This is a genomic window from Pyxidicoccus xibeiensis, assembly GCF_024198175.1.
GTDB classification, from domain to species: Bacteria; Myxococcota; Myxococcia; order Myxococcales; family Myxococcaceae; genus Myxococcus; species Myxococcus xibeiensis.
The window spans coordinates 71,384-88,747 of record NZ_JAJVKV010000022.1; the positions used below are offsets into that span (position 1 = coordinate 71,384).

Sequence of the window (17,364 nt, forward strand, 5' to 3'; positions counted from 1 at the left end):
GGAGAAGACAGAGGCGAAGGGACGCACCCGCGCCGCGCCGCGCCGCCAGCGCGAGAACGAGCTGGTGGTCTTCCTGGGCCCCTCGCTGCCCGCCGAAGAGGCGCGGAGGCTGGCGCCGTGCACGGTCCTTCCCCCGGCGCGGCAGGGAGACGTCTGGCGTGCGCTGAGCCTCCGCCCCCGGGCGCTGGCCCTGGTGGACGGCGTCTTCGAGGCGCAGCCCTCGGTGTGGCACCACGAGCTGCTGGCGGCCCTGGAAGCCGGAGTGGCCGTCTTCGGCGGCGCGAGCATGGGCGCCCTGCGTGCCGCGGAGCTCGGGCCGCACGGCATGGTGGGCGTGGGGCGCATCTTCGCGTGGTACCGGGACGGGGAGGTGGTGGACGACGCGGAGGTGGCGCTCCTGCACGCCGACGCGGAGCACGGCTGGCGGCCGCTCACGGTGCCGCTCGTCAACGTGCGGCACGCGGCCGAGACGGCGCGGGCCGCGCGGGTGCTCGGGCGGGACGACGCTCGGGCGCTGGTGGAGGCGGCGGAAGCGCTCTTCTACCAGGAGCGCACCTGGCCCCGGTTGCTGGAGGACGTGACTCCGCGCTGGAAGCCGTCCACGCGCGCCGCGTGGAGCGCCTGGTTCCCCAGCGGGGCCGAGGACCTGAAGCGCAAGGACGCCATCGCCTGTCTCCAGGCCGCCGCGGAGTGGGTGGCCTCCGGAGCGCCCACACAGGAGGGGGCGCGGCAGTCCCCCTCGTCGCTGGTGCGGCGGCGCAGGCTGGTGGACGACGTGACGCGGCTCCCCGGGCGGACGGTGTCCTCGGGGCGCGTGCTGGAGTCGCTGCGCGAGGCCCCGGACGCGGTGGCGCTGGCGGAGGCGGGGCTGCGCCGGGCGCTGCTCGCGGGGCATGCCCGGACGCTGGGGCTGCGCGTGTCCGCCGCCGAGGTGGCCGAGGAGGAGGCCTCCTGGTGGAACGAGCGGCGAGTCGCCCCCGGGAAGCGCGAGGCCTGGCTCGCCGCGAGCGGGCTGGACGCGCTGGGGCTGCGGCGGCTGTGCGAGGAGCGGGCGCTGGAGCGGCTCGTCCTGGCGCATGCGCCGCGCCTGCTGCCGGACGGCCCCTCCTGGGACGAGGCCCTGGCCGCCGAGGCGCGCCTGAGCGGGCGCTGGGCGCAGGCCGCGCGGGCGGTGGCGGACCGGGAAGAGCCCGGTCTGGAGGACCCGACGGGGGACGTCGGGTCGGACTGAGCCGGGGCACCCACCTCGCGGGTGGGTAGATACGTGACAAACCCACGGGAGAGGGTATGGTCAACCCTGGAGGTTGCCCTTGCCTAGCCCCGCTCCGTGGGTGGTTCCCGAGCCCCGCGTCATGTCCGTGCCGGCGACAGTCCGTGCCGTGCGCGTGGACGTGCGGGGAGGGGGCCTGCACGGCCGATTGGGGCCGATGTGCCAGGTCGGGTGGGAGGGGGGGGAGAGGTCGTGAGGTCTGCGCCGTTCCATCCGGACCAGCTGGTCCCGGACAGCCAGGTGGGCCCGTGGCGCGTGGTGGCGTCACTGGGGGCGGGAGGCTTCGGCCGGGTCTTCAAGGTGGAGCGGGGAGGGCGGTACTACTCGCTGAAGATGGCGCTGCGTCCGGCGGGGCCGCACGCGACGGAGGAGGAGGACGTCAACGGGCGGCTGACGCACGAGGTGGCCGCGCTGCTGGCCTGTGCGCCGCACCCGAACCTCCCGCGGCTGCACGCGGTGGACCGGTGGCCCGAGCCGCCCGACGGCTACCTGTACTTCGTCACCGACTACGTGGACGGCGAGACGTTCCACGAGTGGCGCTGGCGGGTGAAGCCGACGGCGGCGCACCTGCTCGCGGTGTTCACCGAGGTGGTGCGGGTGGTGGCGGACCTGCACCGGCGTGGGGTGCACCACCGCGACCTGAAGGGCGACAACCTGCTCATCCGCCGCGAGGACGAGCGGCCCTTCCTCATCGACCTGGGCACGGTGCGGCTGCCAGGGGCGACGACGCTGACGGTGGGGGTGGCACCGGCCTCGCCGCACCTGCTGCCGCCCGAGTGCGTGGCCTTCCTGCGCGAGGGCACGTGGCAGCAGGGCGCGCACTTCGACGCGGGCGTGCCGGGAGACCTCTACGCGCTGGGCGCGCTGCTGTACGAGGCGCTCACGGATGGCTACGCGTTCGACCCGAAGCTCTCGTATGACACGCTGCTGCCGGCGATAGAGCTGGTGACGCCGCGAGCGCCGCACCTCGTCAACCCGAAGGTGCCGCGCGCGCTGAGCGAGGTGGCGATGCGCCTGCTCGCGAAGCGCCCCGAGGACCGCTACCTGGGCACGGAGGCGCTGCTGCAGGCGCTCTGGGACGTGGCCAAGGAGAAGCGGCAGCCCGCGTGGAAGGTGTCGCTGGACAGGCCACCCGAGGCGGCGGCGCAGGGGCCCGGCGCGGACACGCCACGCGTGCGGATGCTGCCGGAGCGGGTGAGAGAGCCGCTCGAGCTGATGAAGCCGCTGGAGCCGGTCGAGTCCGCCGAGGTGCTTGCACCCGAGGCCATCGTCATCGCGCCGCCAGTCGAGGCGAAGGCGCCCGAGGTCGTATCGCCCGTGAGCGAGGTGTCCGGGCTGGTGAGTCCCGGAGCCGGTGGGGTGGAGCCTCCCCCGGCCGCGCCGGTGCCCAGGCGGCGCGGGGCGCGTCGGGCGGTGGTGGTGCTGGGGGTGGGCGTGCTCCTTTTCGTGGCCTTCGGGCTGCCCCGTCTCGCGCCGTCAACAGGGGATGTGGCGGCGCCCGTTCCCTCCTCCCCTTCCGAGAAAGGAAGTTCCGCTGTGACGAGCCGTTCTCCTGCTTCGCCTGAAGAGTCCTCGAAGAGTTCCTCCACGAGCAGTGCCCTGAGCCGGGCGGCGGCCGCCGCCACCTGTATCGGCCTGGCCTGCGCCAGCGGTCCCCAGGAGCGGATCGCGCCTCCGGAGAAGGAGTGCTCGCGGGAGGCCATCGAGGTCATGGAGGAGCTGGCCTTTCCTGGACCCACGCTGCTCGGCACCGACGAGCGAATCACGCTGGTGCCCAGGAGCTTCGACAACATCCCCGCTCCTCCAGATGGCGGCCATGTCGTCTGGTACGTGGAAGAACAGCTCGAAGGCCGGGGGAGGGCCATCGTCGAGGGAAGCCGCTTCTACGGGCAGGTCTTTCACGGGAAGGATCGCTTCTTTGGCTGGGTCACCGCGCTGGAGACGCCCGACGGGAAGCGCTATTCCCTCTGTGGGAACATCGTGGCCGACAATGAAAGAGATGTCCTGGGGGTGCCGTATGCCGAGGGCAGTACCCCTGAGCGGCCGATGGTCAATGCCCGGATGAGCCTCGCGACCACGTCGCGCTTTGGAAGGCTTCGGTAATACAGCGGCAGGTCCGTCCTCGCGCTGACTGGTTCCTCCTGGAGGCCCTCCGCCTTGCGTGGCTCGCCCTCGTTACTTCTTCTCACCTGTGGATTGCTGCTGGCGCGAGGCGCCGTCGCCGCCGTACCCATGGGGCCGCTGGAGGGAGTCCGTCGAATCGAGCTGCGGGGAGATCTGGTGTCGCCCCTGCCCGAAGTCCATATCGCTCCCGGGCTTTCGACCACCGTGTTCTTCGATTCACGGATTCATCCTGACTCGGTGAAGCTCGAGGGACGGGAGCGTTTTCATCGATTGGGAATCGCGGATGACAGCCTGGCGCTGATTCCCTCGGAAACCTTCCGACCCGGTGAGCGGGTGCGGTTGGAGGTTCGGTTCCGCGAGGGAGGCCATCCTGAAAGGGCTGCCGTGATGCTGGTGGTGGACGCGGCCCGGGTCGATCGCCAAGTCGAGTTTTTCCGGAACCCACGCACGCCCGAGGCCTGTCGCCAGGAGGTGGAGGAACTGAAGCTGACCATCCAGCAGCAGCAGCGCGAGCTCGAACGGCTCCGTGCGAGCAAGGCACGGCCAGGAGACATCGAAGCGTTGATCGCGTCCGTGGAGGGCTCGGATCCCTTCCGCATCAAGACGCTGTCCTACCAACGGGTCATCAGCCCGTCTCGCTTCGCCATCTCGAACGCGAAGGTGGTCACGATGGCCAGCCGGCTGCAGGCGCTCCGGTTGCAGGTGTCGCTGCGGGAACAAGGCGCCGACTGGACAGCAGTGGGCGCATCACTCGTGGATGCCCAGGGGCGGGCCGTGCGGGTGCGCTCTCCATGGCAGCGAGAGCCGTTGAAGCCTGAGATGTCCCGCTCCGTCGTGGTGGTGCTGGAGGATGCGTCACCTCTCAGGAAGGGGCGCTACACCCTCAAGCTGTGGGATGAGGGGGGCGGTCGGAGCATGACCATCGAGGGCCTCGAAGTGCATTGAGCGCCTGTCTGGCAAGGGCACTCAGTCCAGGAAGCGGCGCTCCCAGCGGAGCCTGTCCGCTGGCTTGAAGTCGTCATGACGGAGCTTCTCCGGATTGTGGTGATAGAGCCACGGTTCCAGGACGCGGGCCAGCTCGCGGTACTCCGGCAGGTTTTCGCCCGCTTCCAGGTCTCCTGCCTGGGGCCACGTGCCCAGCGTCACGACGGCGCGGTCTTCCGGGAGTTGTTGGAGGTTGGTGTCCGGCGAGGACAGACGCGCGCGCAGGGCTTCATCGCTCCCCAGTTCCCCCATCACCTGCGGGCCCAGGAACGTCAGCCAGTACGCCCCGGGAATCCGGGTGCCGATGTCCCAGCTGACGTGCTCTTCGAGGACATCCACGCCGGGATAGCGGAAGCACAGCTTGTTGAGGGGGCGGGTGACATTGACGAACTTCCCAAACGTATCGAATACGAGACTGGCATAGCCGGAGTCGAAGGGCAGGTGAGAAGCCAGTTCTAGCGCCAGCGCGCGCGTGTGGCCGGGACCCCGCTGCTCCAGGAACTCCGTAGGCAGCCAGAAAGACATGACAGAAGCACGTCTGGGGTCGTCAAACTGGCCGGGTTCTTCGCGTGAGATGCCCTCGTACTCGAATTGGAAATCCCTGTGCTGATAGATATTGACGTTGTCTGCCAGGGTGACGAAGGCCCACTTTCCACCAAGCATTGCCTGTCGCGTACGCTTCCAGGCGGAGTCATCCATGCTCTGCCAGTCGCCCTCCCTGTCTGGATACCACGCCAGTGTCCGTGGCCCGACGGCATGGATGTAGGTATCCAGTGCGCGCACTGCGCTCGAGGCAAACTGCTGGTGGGAACGGTGCATGAAGAACCGGATGATGAGTCCATTCCGGAGGAGCACAGGGCCGTCTTCGGTAGGGACCTGGATGCCTGGGTATCGTTCGCTCATTTGAGTGTGCCTTTAGGAGTCACCCGCACCGGAGTTGCGTCGAAAACCTTCTTGTAGGCCGCGCCTTGGTTCTTGACGTTGAGAGAGTTTCCAAGGGGATAGTCTCGCCACTTCGGCTCGTTGTCTTCAGGGCAGGGGAATTTGAAGTCGTAGACGCGCTGGGCTTGGAGCGGGTCGCCGGTGTGGATGACGACGTCGGGTATCACCGAGCCGGCCAGTTCCTTGCCTCCAGCACGAAGCATCTCCAGCTCTCGCTCGTGACGGATGCGCTCCAACTGCCGCGAGTCGGGGTGGAGGCGGTAGCGCTGCTCCAGGCCATAGCGTCCGGGGAAGGCCTGGCTCAGCTCCTCCTCGGTGCACTGGAGGGCGAGCGCATGCTTCGCATCGCCCAGCCGCATGCCCCGGGTGCGGGGATTCTCCCGGGTGCCGCCCACCACCTCGCTGCACTCCTCCCGGGTGGGATGCCTGCCGCCGAACTCCCTCCGGTTCACCTCTGCGTCGGCCCGCTTCGCGCACTCCACCAGGATGTCCTCGATGCGCTTCTGGACCCGCGCATCGAGCTCCTCCCAGGCCTTGACGGCCGAAGCCGCCTCCACGGCCCGCCTCTGAAGCGAGGCGCCCGCCTCCTTCCCGGACAGCACGGCACACAGGGCCGGGTCGCGCTCGCAGGTGGCACTCACCGAGTCCACGGCCTGCGCATAGCTGCCCGGCCCACGCCGGGCAGGGCTTCCCGCCCCACACCCCACGGCGAACAGCAGCACCAGGCCAACATCCAGTCCGCACCGCCGCATCAGCCCCTCCCATCACGCACTCCTCGCGCGAAGTCTAATCGAGGAAGCGTCGCTCCCACCGAAGCCAGTCGTCCTGTCGGAAGTCCGGGTTGAAGGCCGCGTCAGGGCTGCGGTGGTAGAGCCAAGGCTCCAGGAGGCGCGCCAGCTCGCGGTACTCCGGAAGAGTATCGCCCGCCTCCAGGTCACCGGCCCGAGGCCACGGCCCCAGCGTCACGACGGCGCGGTCGGCTTCCAGTGGCTGAACGGTGGTGGCTGGCGAGGACAGTCGGGCGCGAAGCCCGTCCACCCCGCCCAACTCCCCGAGCACCGGCTGCCCCAGGAACGTCATCCAGTAGGCCCCGGGAGCCCGTGTGCCGATGCTTCGATGGATGGAGTCATCCATGAGGTCCATTCCCGGATAGCGGAAGCACATGCTCCGGACCTTCCGAGTCACACCGACGAGGTCCATGAGTGCATGGAAGGAGAGGCTGGCGTAGCCGGAGTTGAAGGGCAGTTGGGAAGCCAGCTTCAATGCCAGCTCGCGCACGTGTCCAGGGCCGTGTTTCTCCATGTACTCCGTGGGGAGTTGGAAGCGGGCGAAGCAGGATTGCCCAGGCTCATCAACTGGTCTCGAGCCCTCCAGGAAGCTGCTGAAGTATTCGAACTGATACTCAGAGACACCGTTGGATTCGCTCGCCATCGTGACGAAGGGGTGCTCGCTCTCGAGCAGCTCCTTCTGGAGGCGCTCCCAGGATGGCGTGTCGAGCTTCGGCCAATCTCCTTCCATGTCCACGTACTGCGCCAGCGTCCCTGGAGCCAGGGCCCGTTGGAATATGTCCAGCGCACGCAGGATGGCCGGCCCGAGTCCCCGGTGGGAGCGGTGCATGTAGAAGCAGAGGCTGAGTCCCTCACGGACGAACACATAGCCGTCTTCGTTCTGTACGCGGATCCGCGGAGGGTGCTCACTCATGGGGGAAATCCTTTGGGATTGACCAGCCTCGGCATGACGCCGAAGACCTCATGGTATGCCGCCCCCTGATTGTGGACTCCGAGTGGATGTCCATGAGGGTAGGTCCGCCATGAGGGTGGATTGGTATGAGGGCAGGGGAACTTGAAGTCGTAGACGAGCTGAGCCTGGAGTGGGTTCCCGGTGTGGATGACGACGTCGGGTATCACCGAGCCGGCCAGTTCCTTGCCTCCAGCACGAAGCATCTCCAGCTCTCGCTCGTGACGGATGCGCTCCAACTGCCGCGAGTCGGGGTGGAGGCGGTAGCGCTGCTCCAGGCCATAGCGTCCGGGGAAGGCCTGGCCCAGCTCCTCCTCGGAGCACTGGAGGGCGAGCGCATGCTTCGCATCGCCCAGCCGCATGCCCCGGGTGCGGGGATTCTCCCGGGTGCCGCCCACCACCTCGCTGCACTCCTCCCGGGTGGGATGCCTGCCGCCGAACTCCCTCCGGTTCACCTCTGCGTCGGCCCGCTTCGCGCACTCCACCAGGATGTCCTCGATGCGCTTCTGGACCCGCGCATCGAGCTCCTCCCAGGCCTTGACGGCCGAAGCCGCCTCCACGGCCCGCCTCTGAAGCGAGGCGCCCGCCTCCTTTCCGGACAGCACGGCACACAGGGCCGGGTCGCGCTCGCAGGTGGCCGTCACCGAGTCCACGGCCTGCGCATAGCTGCCCGGCCCACGCCGGGCAGGGCCTCCCGCCCCACACCCCACGGCGAACAGCAGCACCAGGGCAACATCCAGTCCGCACCGCCGCATCAGCCCCTCCCATGAGCCCTCCACGTTAATCCACCCAAGCCGCACCCCCGTCCCGCCATTACACTCCCGGGAGCGTGCCCGGCCCCGGGCGCGAGGAGGCAGGCAACCCATGTCCCGGATGCTCCAGGACGACATCGGCCGGTGCGACTTCATCGACGTCCTCGAGGAGGCGGTCCTCTTCCGCCGTCCCGTCGCGGTGCAGCTGCGCGCCGGGGACACCTTCATCGACCAGGTCATCGACGTCGTCACGGAGCAGGGGGACGACTTCGCCGTCTTCCGCTCGCACGCCCGGGTGCCGGTCGGCGACATCCTCGCCGTCACCCGCGAGCCCCCCTCACCGCCGACTTGAGCCCCGCGCCCCGCCGTGTAGGGTGCCGCCCCGGCAGATGACCTCGACTCTCCCCCCAGACGCCCTCCGCTGCATCAACGCCGACGCCCGTGAGCCGGCCGGCTACCGTGCCGCCCTCGGCGACACCCGCGCGGCCCTGCTCCACACGGACCCGCCGTACTGCCTGCTCACCCGGCGCCGCAAGGGCGGCGACCTGAGAGACCCCCGGGCCCACAAGAAAATCGACCAGAACCCCATCGTCCGCTTCGAGACGGTGCGGGACTACCGCGCCTTCTCCGACGCCTGGCTCTCCCGCGCCGTCGCGCACCTCACGCCCGACGCGCCGCTGGTCATCTGGACGAACCTGCTCGGCAAGGAGCCCATCCTCGCGGCGGCCCGTGCCCTGGGCTACCCGCACCTGCGCGGCGAGTACGTCTGGGGCAAGCGCACCACCGACAAGAACGCCAACGAGCAGACCCTGCGCGTCTACGAGGTCGCCCTCGTCATCGCCCGCACGCCCGCGCCGCCCCTGGCGCCGGGGGACGCGCCCACCGTCTGGGCCGTCGTCGGAGGCTATGACGATGACGGCGCCGCCGCCCGCTGGGGCAGCCACCCGCACCACAAGCCCTTCTCCGTCCTCGAGCCCGTCATCCGCACGTACAGCCGCCCCGGCGACACGGTGCTGGACCCGTTCGCCGGCAGCGGCTCCATGCCCGCCGCGGCGCTGCGCCTGGGCCGTCATCCCGCCTGTCTCGAGGTGGAGCCCGAGTGGGCCGAGCGCGTCACGCGCCGTCTCCGCGAGACGGCGGTCGAGGAAGCTCAGCGCGCCAGCGAGCGGTAGAGCCGCGTCTGGGCCCACGCGGGGATGTCCGTGGGCCGGTGCCCCCACCAGTTCATCACCAGCGTGCGCCGCTGCCGCGAGCGCCCCGGCAGCTTCCCGTCCGGAATCCTGTTCTCCGCGTCCAGCACGCCGTGCGTCAGCGTCCCGTCGAAGCGCACCAGCCGGTTGGGGCGGGGGGCCACCAGGTCCGCGGTGTCCAGCCGCGACGGGGCCAGGGACGGGTTCTCCGGGTCCGGCTTCTCGCGCGTCACCACCAGCGCCCCGCCCCGGACGCGGTTGAGGAACAGCACCGAGGAGATGCGCGGGTGCACCAGCCTCCCGGTGGCCAGCGCCAGCTTCTCGTCCCGGTCCTGGTGGAAGTCCACCCGCACGTCCGTGGGGTACATGCGCGACAGCCACCACTCGACGCCGGCGATGCGCCGCCGCCCCTCCACCACGGTGGGCCGCAGCGCGAGGATGACCTCCTCCACGACGTTGGCCGGGGGGCCGAAGTCGTACCAGAACGTCGTCTGGTACGTCTGACGCAGCCGCTCCGTGCCCAGGGCGCCCACGCGCCGCAGCAAGAGGCGGAAGAGGGGGGTGGGCACGGCGCCTTCGGTGAGCTGGACGAGGGGTTCCAATCGAAGACCGAGCATTGTCCCATCGAGAGTGTGGGCGCCACCCTCCTTTGTCGGTAGGCTGCGCGGCCCATTCCCCTCCGGCCAGGAGGGCGCGGAGACACCGGATGAAGGCGCACCAGAAGATGCTCCTCGGCATTGCGGTCGGCGCGGTGGCGGGCCTCGCCGCCAATGCCGCCGCCACGGCCATCGCCCGGGGTGCGCTCGCCCCGGGGGCGCCCGTCACCGCCGCGGACATCGCCGCGCAGGCCTCCTGGCTGCCGTGGGTGGTGGACTCCGTGGCCACGCCGGTGGGCCAGATCTTCATCCGCCTGCTGCTGATGCTGGTGGTGCCGCTGCTGTTCTCCGCGCTCGTCATGGGCGTGGCGGAGCTGGACCTGAAGCAGGTGGGCCGCCTGGGCGCGCGCACGCTGGGCTACACCGTCGTCTTCTCCGCCATCTCCGTGCTCATCGGCCTCTTGCTCGTCAACCTGCTGCAGCCCGGCGCGGGCCTCAGTGACGAGGCCCGGGCCATGGCCAAGGGAGGCGTGCAGGTGAAGCCCGCCGCCGCGCCAGGGGAGACCTCCTTCGGCTCCGTGCTCGTCTCCATGGTGCCCACCAACCCCCTCAAGGCCGCGGCGGACGGGGACTTCATCGGCCTCATCGTCTTCTCGCTCATCTTCGGCATGGGGCTGGCGCTGACCGTGGGCGAGCCCGCGCTGCGCCTCAAGGAGACCATCCAGGGCCTCTACGACGTGATGATGAAGCTCATCGACGGCGTGCTGCGGCTTGCGCCCTTCGGCGTGGCGGCGCTGGTGTTCTCGATGACGGCGCGGCTGGGCTTCAGCATCCTCGGGCAGCTCGCGGCGTACGTGGGCACGGTGCTGCTGGCGCTCGGCATCCACATGTTCGTCGTCTACTCGCTGTCGGTGCGCTTCCTCGGCGGCAGGAGCCCCCTCGAGTTCTTCCGCGAGTCCCGGCTGGCCATCGTCACGGCTTTTTCGACGTCCTCGTCCAGCGCCACGCTGCCCACGGCCCTCAAGGTGGCGGAGGAGAACCTCCGGCTGCCGCGCAACGTGGCCCGCTTCGTGCTCACCGCCGGCTCGGCGATGAACCAGAACGGCACCGCGCTCTTCGAGGGCGTCACCGTGCTCTTCCTCGCCCAGGTCTACGGCGTGCCGCTCACCCTGCCGGACCAGGCGCTCATCATGTTCATCTGCATCCTGGCGGGCATCGGCACCGCCGGGGTGCCGGCGGGCTCCATCCCCGTCATCGCGATGATTCTGGGCATGTTCAAGATTCCGGTGGAGGGCCTGGGCCTGGTGCTCGGCGTGGACCGCTTCCTGGACATGTGCCGCACCACCCTCAACGTCACCGGAGACCTGGCCGCCGCCGTGTACGTGGCGCGCGGGGAGCCGGTCGACCGGCCGGCAGGGGAGGGGGCGGTGGAGTCCACCTCGCCCTGAAACCGGCCCCGGGCCGGCGCATTCTTTCACCGCGGTAGCAGTCCCACTCGAAGCACCCGCCAAGGAGCCCGCATGAGGGTCGCCAAGGATTCCGTCGTCTCGCTGGAGTACCGGCTGCACCTGGGTGATGGACAGGTCATCGACCAGAGCGCGCCCGGCCAGCCGCTCGCCTACCTGCACGGGCACCGGCAGATTGTCCCCGGCCTGGAGGGCGCGCTGGAAGGCATGTCCACCGGCGACACCAAGCAGGTGGTGGTGGCTCCGGGCCAGGGCTACGGCGAGCACGACCCCGACGGCGTCCGCACCGTGACGCGCGACATGCTGCCCCCCGGCTTCAACCCGCAGCCCGGCCAGACGCTGATGGCGCAGACGGACCAGGGCGACATCCCCCTGCGCATCCAGGAGGTGACGCCGCAAGGCGTCGTGGTGGACCTCAACCACCCGCTGGCGGGCAAGACGCTCCACTTCGACGTCACCGTGCGCGAGGTGCGCGCCGCGACGACGGAGGAGCTCACCCACGGCCACGTGCACGGGGCCGGCGGCCACCACCACGGCTGACGCGGCGGGCCACTCCCGGGGTGGGGGCCTGGGCACCCACCTTCGAGTGGAACGAGCATTTCGCGGGGCAGGGGGCGGTGCACTATCTTTGCCGCCCCAATGAGTCCCTCTTCCCCGTCCTCGACCCCCAGTCCGAGCGAGCTGCGCATCCACCCGAACGACCCGCCGCCAGAAGGTGACGCGGGCGCGTCCGCGGCGAAGGACCCGGAGCGCTACTGGCTGGAGCACGTCTACCAGGGCGGCAGCCGCCAGCTCACCGTGCGCGCCGTCATCGCCGGCATGCTCATCGGCGCGGTGATGTGCCTGTCCAACCTCTACGTCATCCTCAAGACGGGGTGGAGCCTGGGCGTCACCATCACCGCGTGCATCCTCGCGTACGCGGTGTTCGGCACGCTGCGCTCGCTGCGCCTCTTGAAGAAGGACTTCACGGATCTGGAGAACAACGCCATGGGCTCGGTGGCCTCGGCCGCCGGCTACATGACGGGTGGCGGCAACATGGCGGCGGTGCCCGCGCTGCTGATGCTCACCGGCACGCTGCCGTCCTCGGGCTGGCTGATGGTGTGGTTCGCCGTCATCTCCGCGCTGGGCGTCTTCGCGGCCATCCCCATCAAGCGCCAGCTCATCAACATCGAAGCGCTGCCGTTCCCCACCGGCACGGCCACGGCGGAGACCATCCGCGCGCTCCACGGCCACGGGGAGACCGCGCGGCGCAAGTCGCGGCTGCTGGGCGGGGCGGGCCTCGTCGGCGCGCTGCTGGTGCTGATTCGCGACGCGCGCTTCCCCTGGCTCACCAACATCCCGGAGAAGGTCAGCCTGCCCTTCACCATCCTCGGGAAGAAGGCCAGTGACTGGTCGCTGTCGCTGTCCTTCAGCCTGCTGCTGGTGGGCGCCGGCGCGCTGGTGAGCTTCAAGACGGGCTGGTCCATGCTGCTGGGCGCGGTGCTGACGTACGGCTTCCTCGCGCCGGAGATGGTCTCCCGGGGCGTCATTCCGGAAGTGAAGTACGCGGCCATCAACACGTGGATGGTGTGGACGGGCTCGGCGCTGCTGGTGTCCTCGGGCCTGCTGTCCTTCGCCTTCCAGTGGCGCAGCGTGGTGCGCTCCTTCAAGGCGCTCCGGGGCCTCTTCGGGGGCAAGGACACGAATCAGGAGGCGGACCCGCTCGCCGGCATAGAGTGCCCGCCGGCCTGGTTCCCCATCGGCTTCGCGATTCTGGGCCCCATCGCCATCTTCCTGATGGTGTACCTCTTCCAGATTCCGTGGTGGGCGGGCGTGCTGGCCATGCCGCTGGCGGTGGTGATGGGCGTCATCGCCAGCCGCGTGACGGGCGAGACGGACACCACGCCCACCAAGGCGCTCGGCCCCGTCACCCAGCTCATCTTCGGCGGCCTGGCGCCGGGCAACATCCCCGCCAACGTGATGAGCGCCAACGCCACCGGCGGCGTGGGCCTGCACTCGGCGGACCTCCTGACGGACCTGAAGTCCGGGTGGCTCCTGGGCGCCAACCCGCGCCAGCAGTTCGTCGCGCAGCTGTTCGGCGTGGTGGCGGGCGCGGCGGTGGTGGTGCCGGTGTTCAACCTCCTGGTGCCCAGCGCGGACATGCTGGGCACGGAGGAGTTCCCCGTGCCCGCGTCCATGGTGTGGGCCGGCGTGTCCAAGCTGCTGGCCACGGGCGTGTCCGCGCTGCACCCCACGGCCCGCGTGGGCGCGCTGTGCGGCGCGTCGCTCGGCATCATCCTGGTGCTGCTGGAGCGGTGGGCGCCCAAGAAGGCCAAGGCCTGGGTGCCGTCGGCCGCGGGCTTCGGCCTGGCCATCGTCATCCCCGCCGCCAGCTCCATCGCCTTCTTCATCGGTGCGGCCCTGGCCGAGGCGCTTCGCCGCGCGAAGCCGAGGGTGGCGGACGACGTGGTGCTGCCCGTCTCCTCCGGCTTCATCGCCGGAGAGAGCCTGCTGGGCATCGCCATCGCCATGGCGAAGGCCTTCGGGGTGATGGGCAAGTAGGCCCCGCCGGAAACGCCAGCGCCTCGCCCCCTGCCGTGTCGGGCAGGGAGGGCGAGGCGCCGGTGAAGCCAGCAGCCTGCTCGCGGCCTTCAGTCCACCTTGGACGAGGAGAAGGACGCGCCGGCGACGAAGCGGAAGGTGGGCGTGTCCATGCCGGCGCCCACGCCGGGCCCGCCCATGACGTAGAGGTCCATCCACGACAGGGCGTGCTTGCGGATGGCGATGAGCAGCTCGGCGCCCACGCGGCCCTGGCCCAGCGGCATGCCCACCAGGACGCTCACCTCGCCGCGCGTGTCCTCGCCGGCCCGGGACGTCACCGTGGCCGCCAGCCGCAGCTCGTTGCCGATGACGTCCGCGTCCTCGCCGGACAGCCTGCTCACCACCTGCTCCTTGCGCAGCAGCACCCCGGCCTCGCCACCCACCTGCCAGCTCTCCGCCAGGAAGCCGAACTGGAGCCGAGGGAGGAAGGCGTACTCGTCGCGCGCCAGCAGCTCCTCGCTTCCCACCGGCAGCGCCGCGGTGAAGTCCACCGCCAGCTGGAACCCGAAGTCCGGGCGCAGCAGCGCCGCGCGCGCCCCCAGCCATGGCGTCCCCAGCCCCTGACCCTCCGGGGGCTGCACGTCCAGGAAGGGCTCTCCGCCCTGGCTGACGATGAAGGGCACCTCGGCGGCCACCTCCAGCCAGGGCAGCACGCCATAGGCGGCCGTCACGTCCATGGTGAAGCGGTTCTCCACCAGCCCGGTGCCGCCGCCCGGCTCCCACCGCGTCTGGAAGTGGAGGGGCAGGTGCTCGTAGTGGCCCTGCACCGACATGCGCAGCATGCCCTGCGGCAGCGTGCGGCCGGTGGCCACCATCAGCGAGCCGAGCGCCGCCGGGTCCAGCTTCAACCGCTGGAGGTTGAAGTGCGGCAGCGGCCCTCCCTGCTGTTGCTGGGCGGCCGCGGTGGCCGGGCCCAGCAGGAGGGTGAGGGACGAAACAGCGGAGAGCAGCGCGAGCGCAGGCCGGAACGACACGACAACTCCTTCAATGAATTTCAGCCCGAAAGCAGCCCCAGGGGCGCGAGCAGTCGCATGACGGAACAGGGAGTTCAAGTGCCACGCCAGTGCATTCCTACAGGCAATGGGAATACCCCTCACGCGAGGGGGCTGACTTGACGCGCGCTCGGTTCGGGCTCTCCCTGGCTTACGGCGAAATCCGTTTCCAGGCGGAAGGGGTTGCAGGTGCTTTCCGCGCAATGGCTGACGCGGCCCGTGCGTAGGGCCCGCACCGGGAGAGGTGCTCGTGGCCCATCTGACCGAAGACCTTCGCTTCGCCCTCCGGCTGCTGCTCAAGAGCCGGAGCTTCACGCTGGTATCCGTGCTGACGCTCGCCCTGGCGATTGGAGCGAATACCGCCATCTTCAGCGTCGTGCACGGGGTGCTGCTGCGCCCGCTGCCGTACCCGGAGCCCGAGCAGCTGGTGCAGGTGCTGCGCAGGGACGCGGACGGGAAGACGAACTCGCACGCCGTGGCGCACTACACCTGGCTGTCCAACCAGGCCCCCTTCCTCTCCCACGTGACGGGCTACGAGCCGCTGCCCAGCGGCTTCAACCTGGTGGGGGACGGGCTGCCGGAGCGGCTGTCCGGCATGCGCGTGACGGGGACCTTCTTTGACACCTTCGGCGTGCGGCCGGAGCTGGGCCGCGGCTTCCTCCCGGAGGAGGACGTGCCGGGCGCCGGGCGCGTGGTGGTCATCAGCCACGGCCTGTGGCAGCGGCGCTACGGGGGCGCGGCGGACGTCATCGGCCAGTCCCTCACGCTGAATGACACGCCGTACACGGTGGTGGGCGTGGCGCCCGCGGGCTTCCGCTACCCGGACGGGGTGCAGCTGTGGACGCCGCTGCAGCTGGACCTCACCAACGAGGACAGCGCCAACTACCTCCTGCTCACCGCGCGCGTGAAGGCGGGCACGCCGCGCGAGTCGGTGGACACGGGCCTGCAAGCGCTGAGCGACCGCATGCGCACGGCGGTGCCGCTGCTGATGGAAGGCAAGCAGGCCACCTTCGCGGTGCAGGACCTGCGCGCGTTCCTCGCCGGAGACCTGCGGCTGGCGCTGTGGGTGCTGCTGGGGGCGGTGGCGCTGGTGCTGCTGATTGCCTGCGTCAACCTGGCCAACCTGCAGCTGGCGCGGGCGGCGGCGCGGCAGCGGGAGCTGGTGGTGCGCGCGGCCCTGGGCGCGGCGCCGGGGCGGCTGGTGCGGCAGCTCCTCACGGAGAGCCTGCTGCTGTCGCTGGCGGGCGGCGCGCTGGGGCTGGTGCTGGCCATGGCCGCGCTACCGGCGCTGCTGTCCCTGTCCCCGGTGGGAATGGCGGGCTCGCGCCATGGCGGACTGGCCGGCGCCCAGGTGGAGATCAACGGCGCGGTGCTGGCCTTCTCCCTGGGCGCGTCGGTGCTGACGGGCCTGCTCTTCGGGCTCTTGCCAGCGTGGCAGGCGTCGCGGCCGGACCTGCAGGGCGCGCTGCGCGAGGGCGCCCAGCGGGCCACCTCCGGCCCGGGCGGTGGGCGGACGCGGCGGCTCCTGGTGGTGGGGCAGGTGGCGCTGGCGGTGGTGCTGCTGGTGGGCGCGGCGCTGCTCATCCGCGGCTTCGCGGCCCTGAGCGGCACCTCCCCGGGCTTCGACTCGAGCGACGTCCACGTGCTGCGCCTGTCCCTGCCCGAGGCGCGCTACGCCGAGCCCGCCGCGCTGGAGCGCTTCGCCCGCCAGGTGGAGGAGCGGGTGGCGGCGCTGCCCGGCGTGCAGGCGGTGACCTTCTCGTCCGCGCTGCCCATGGGCATCGGCTCCAGCATGGAGTTCGCCATTGAAGGCAGGTACGAGGGCCGCCCGGACGGGCCCGGCGTGGGGGGCGGCCAGTTCCGCCCGGTGTCCAAGGGGTACTTCCAGGCGCTGGGCATCGGCCTGGTGCGGGGCCGGCTGCTGGCGGACACGGACGTGGCGGGCGCCGAGCCGGTGGTGGTCATCAACGAGGCGGCGGCGCGCAAGTACTGGCCGGGCGAGGACCCCGTCGGCCAGCGCATCCGGGTGGGCCACTCGGTGCCCTCGCTGAGAGACCCGGTGCCGCGCACGGTGATTGGGGTGGTGAAGGACGTGCGGGAGAACGGGCTGGCGGAGGAGTCGCCAGTGGTCCTCTACGTCGCGCTGGGGCAGGTGGCCCCGTACCTCAACACCATGCTGGTGCGCATCCTCCCGCAGAACCTCATGGTGAAGGCCCCGGGCGGGCACGCCGCGCTGGTGCAGTCGGTGCAGCGCGAGCTGTGGGCGGTGGACGCGCAGCAGCCGGTGACGGAGACGCTGAAGCTGGAGGAGCACGTGGCGCGCTCGCTGGGCTCGGAGCGCTTCAACATGGTGCTGCTGGGGCTGATGGCGGCGCTGGCGCTGGTGCTGGCGACGGTGGGCATCTACGGCGTGCTGTCCTACCTGGTGAGCCAGCGCACGCGGGAGATGGGCGTGCGGCTGGCGCTCGGCGCCCCGCGCGCCGAGGTGGTGCGGCTGGTGCTCCTGCAGGGCCTGGGCTCGGTGGGCTCGGGCGTGGTGCTGGGCGTGGTGGGCGCGTGGGCGCTGACGCGGGTGGTGGAGGGCATGGTGCACGGGGTGAGCGCCCTGGACCCGCTGGCCTTCGCCGCCGCGCCCCTGCTGCTCTTGGGTGTGGGGCTGGTGGCCATCTGGATACCGGCGCTGCGCGCCTCGCGCGTGGACCCCATCATCGCCCTGCGCTACGACTGAGGC

General features: G+C 70.6%; 15 protein-coding genes. 9 read left to right on the forward strand and 6 right to left on the reverse strand.

The genetic code is table 11. The features are described 5' to 3' along the window. Positions 1–61: 61 nt before the first annotated feature. From LXT23_RS45975 to LXT23_RS45985, 3 genes are all read left to right on the forward strand, one after another. On the forward strand, positions 62–1,231 hold the full coding sequence (locus LXT23_RS45975) for a TfuA-like protein (protein ID WP_253986925.1): 1,170 nt from the start codon (positions 62–64) through the stop codon (positions 1,229–1,231). 231 nt (positions 1,232–1,462) lie between these two features. After that, on the forward strand, positions 1,463–3,373 hold the full coding sequence (locus LXT23_RS45980; RefSeq protein ID WP_253986878.1) for a serine/threonine protein kinase: 1,911 nt from the start codon (positions 1,463–1,465) through the stop codon (positions 3,371–3,373). Positions 3,374–3,466: 93 nt separating this feature from the next. Continuing rightward, positions 3,467–4,339, forward strand: coding sequence for a DUF2381 family protein (locus tag LXT23_RS45985; RefSeq protein ID WP_256561837.1), 873 nt, complete (start codon positions 3,467–3,469; stop codon positions 4,337–4,339). Between the two features lie 21 nt (positions 4,340–4,360). On the opposite strand, the gene LXT23_RS45990 is transcribed toward LXT23_RS45985, so the two are convergent. The 4 genes from LXT23_RS45990 to LXT23_RS46005 are packed head-to-tail and all read right to left on the reverse strand — an operon-like array spanning position 4,361 to position 7,812. Beyond that, positions 4,361–5,281, reverse strand: a complete 921-nt coding sequence (locus LXT23_RS45990; RefSeq protein ID WP_323379165.1) for a type VI immunity family protein — start codon at positions 5,279–5,281, stop codon at positions 4,361–4,363. After that, positions 5,278–6,072, reverse strand: coding sequence for a hypothetical protein (locus LXT23_RS45995; protein ID WP_253986880.1), 795 nt, complete (start codon positions 6,070–6,072; stop codon positions 5,278–5,280). The genes LXT23_RS45990 and LXT23_RS45995 overlap by 4 nt, the downstream gene beginning before the upstream one ends. A gap of 34 nt (positions 6,073–6,106) precedes the next feature. Continuing rightward, complete coding sequence (locus LXT23_RS46000) at positions 6,107–7,021, reverse strand: type VI immunity family protein (RefSeq protein WP_253986881.1); 915 nt, start codon at positions 7,019–7,021, stop codon at positions 6,107–6,109. Then, on the reverse strand, positions 7,018–7,812 hold the full coding sequence (locus LXT23_RS46005; protein WP_253986882.1) for a hypothetical protein: 795 nt from the start codon (positions 7,810–7,812) through the stop codon (positions 7,018–7,020). Before LXT23_RS46005 ends, LXT23_RS46000 begins: the two co-directional genes overlap by 4 nt. Before the next feature lie 109 nt (positions 7,813–7,921). Between LXT23_RS46005 and LXT23_RS46010 the strand changes: the two genes are divergently transcribed. Continuing rightward, on the forward strand, positions 7,922–8,161 hold the full coding sequence (locus LXT23_RS46010) for a hypothetical protein (RefSeq protein ID WP_253986883.1): 240 nt from the start codon (positions 7,922–7,924) through the stop codon (positions 8,159–8,161). 37 nt (positions 8,162–8,198) lie between these two features. Continuing rightward, positions 8,199–8,981: a DNA-methyltransferase gene (locus LXT23_RS46015; RefSeq protein ID WP_253986884.1), complete on the forward strand. Its 783-nt coding sequence runs from the start codon at positions 8,199–8,201 to the stop codon at positions 8,979–8,981. On the opposite strand, the gene LXT23_RS46020 is transcribed toward LXT23_RS46015, so the two are convergent. Next, on the reverse strand, positions 8,960–9,601 hold the full coding sequence (locus LXT23_RS46020; RefSeq protein ID WP_253986885.1) for a hypothetical protein: 642 nt from the start codon (positions 9,599–9,601) through the stop codon (positions 8,960–8,962). The genes LXT23_RS46015 and LXT23_RS46020 overlap by 22 nt on opposite strands. Positions 9,602–9,705: 104 nt before the next feature. On the opposite strand from LXT23_RS46020, the gene LXT23_RS46025 reads away from it, so the two are divergent. The 3 genes from LXT23_RS46025 to LXT23_RS46035 all read left to right on the forward strand — a co-directional run bounded on the left by LXT23_RS46025 (position 9,706) and on the right by LXT23_RS46035 (position 13,602). Beyond that, on the forward strand, positions 9,706–11,043 hold the full coding sequence (locus LXT23_RS46025; protein WP_253986886.1) for a dicarboxylate/amino acid:cation symporter: 1,338 nt from the start codon (positions 9,706–9,708) through the stop codon (positions 11,041–11,043). Between the two features lie 72 nt (positions 11,044–11,115). Continuing rightward, positions 11,116–11,601 carry an FKBP-type peptidyl-prolyl cis-trans isomerase gene (locus LXT23_RS46030; protein ID WP_253986887.1) on the forward strand — a complete coding sequence of 162 codons (486 nt, stop codon included), beginning with the start codon at positions 11,116–11,118 and terminating at the stop codon, positions 11,599–11,601. A gap of 99 nt (positions 11,602–11,700) precedes the next feature. Next, the gene (locus LXT23_RS46035; protein WP_253986888.1) at positions 11,701–13,602 is read left to right on the forward strand and encodes an OPT family oligopeptide transporter; all 1,902 of its coding nucleotides are present in this window, start codon (positions 11,701–11,703) and stop codon (positions 13,600–13,602) included. A gap of 89 nt (positions 13,603–13,691) precedes the next feature. Here LXT23_RS46035 and LXT23_RS46040 read toward each other — a convergent pair whose 3' ends face one another. Further along, positions 13,692–14,615: a flagellar motor protein MotB gene (locus LXT23_RS46040; protein ID WP_253986889.1), complete on the reverse strand. Its 924-nt coding sequence runs from the start codon at positions 14,613–14,615 to the stop codon at positions 13,692–13,694. A gap of 268 nt (positions 14,616–14,883) precedes the next feature. Here LXT23_RS46040 and LXT23_RS46045 point away from each other — a divergent pair, with 268 nt between their 5' ends. Next, complete coding sequence (locus tag LXT23_RS46045; protein ID WP_253986890.1) at positions 14,884–17,361, forward strand: ABC transporter permease; 2,478 nt, start codon at positions 14,884–14,886, stop codon at positions 17,359–17,361. Positions 17,362–17,364: the final 3 nt, after the last annotated feature.